The 1,687-nt window shown below is 47.0% G+C and carries 1 protein-coding gene; it reads left to right on the forward strand.

Features of this window, described 5'->3' with window-relative positions; all coding sequences use genetic code 11:
- Positions 1-1,420: DUF5906 domain-containing protein (locus ACUVJL_RS10620; protein WP_445245812.1), on the forward strand; the 1,420-nt coding region annotated here is incomplete at its 5' end.
- Positions 1,421-1,687: the final 267 nt, after the last annotated feature.

A 1,687-nucleotide genomic window follows, 5' to 3' on the forward strand; every position in this document is an offset into this window, starting at 1 on the left:
TGTCGGCTGCACGTATGACCCCGACATTGACCCGACGGATTGCGATCGCCTGTTAGAGTGTCTTGAGCCGGCACAGCGTGAGATATTCCTGAGAACTGCTGCTGCTGCGTTGAATTTGAAACTGGTGCGCTCGAAGTTGACGGGGCGGGGCGTTAAAGGCTTACTGTGCTATGGCGAGGGGTCTAACGGCAAGGATACGCTGCGAGCTGTGTTGGCCGCTGTATTCGGGCGGGGAATGACTAACAAGTCACTGTCAGATTTCAAGTCCTACGATAGTGGCCGCAAGTTTAATCTGTCGGGTGTTCTAGGGGGTGTCTGCAACTGGGCTTCTGAGAACACTTCAAAAGTAGACCTAGACAACATTCAGAGCCTTAAACAGTTCATTACTGGCGACCCGATTGATATTGAGCCTAAAGGTAAGGACAGCTACGAATACAAGCCTGTTGCCACATTTTTTGCCAACTGCAACAAACTACCCTCCATCACCGGGGGAACGGCTGCAATTGATGACCGCTACGGCATCTTGAGCTTCAAGAAAACCTACAAGCGCGGCGCTGACCCGTCTCAGGGCGAGTTAGAGGCTGACCCGCGTTTTAAGGATGACGAGAACTTTATCCTTGAGCGGATTGCGCCGGCGATGCTTAACAAGATGCTGGAGCGGTTGCCATTGCTACTGACCGAGGGCATTGACTACAAGGCAACCCGTGAGGCGATGCGGGAAGCTCAGGAGGAAAGTCGGCACTTGTGGCAGTTTGCGAGAGATGTAGGCATTGAGGTACAAGCTGGTGGCCGCATCTACATCAAGGATTTATGGGAGCGCCTGCTAGTTTGGTATCAAGACGAGGGGACGTTGGAAATTGAGCAGCATAACGAAAAAAGCAAGATGATCTGGCACGACTTGCCTAACAGGTACGACACGCCCGTAAAAGCCATAAATCAAGTGTTTGCAAGGTTTTCAGAGATTTTTCCAAGACTCCAAAAACTTCGGTACAACGAGCGAGAGGAAATGGAACGGAAAGGGCAATGGTATCTTTCTGGAATTGGTTTTGTGACAAACCTTGAACAAAGTACAAATATTGCTTCTCCAGCTTCTCCAGTAGACGTAGAGCGCGGTACAGCTTCTCCACTTGCTTCGCCATTTAATTCTGGTGAAGCAAGTGGAGAAGCAAGTGGAGAAGCTAGAAACCTTACGCAGAAAGCTGGAGAAGCTGGAGAAGCAATTTATTCACCTTTTGCGGAACTTTGCAATTTACTCTCTCAACTCACTGCTGATGAGAGGCAGAAAATAGCAGATTTACTTACAGGCATTCCCTGCTCAGATCCAATCAAGGCTTTCAGAATTGGAGATAAAGTGGCGGGCAACAAGCCAGAGGACTCTAGCTACAACTGGCATGGTCGCATCGTTGAGATTACTAAGTAGTCAGACAGAATTAATTACACAAATACATAGTATAATGATATTCCAGGCAAAATTATGAGTTAATTACAGTTTCATATGATGTTTATCAGAGAAATAAATCCTCTTTCGTCTAAATTGCTCGACTCGAATTCATCGCCAAAGCCGACATCATCAGGTACGTCAACGAGCACATTGCCTCATATTAGCTTCGCAAGGAGTAAAAAAAGTAGAGTTAATGAATATTTTCAGAATAAGTTATAAGACACTCTATAACTGGTTCAATCGGTG

Origin of the sequence: Microcoleus sp. OTE_8_concoct_300 (assembly GCF_031383065.1) — a bacterium.
Classification (GTDB): domain Bacteria; phylum Cyanobacteriota; class Cyanobacteriia; order Cyanobacteriales; family Microcoleaceae; genus Microcoleus.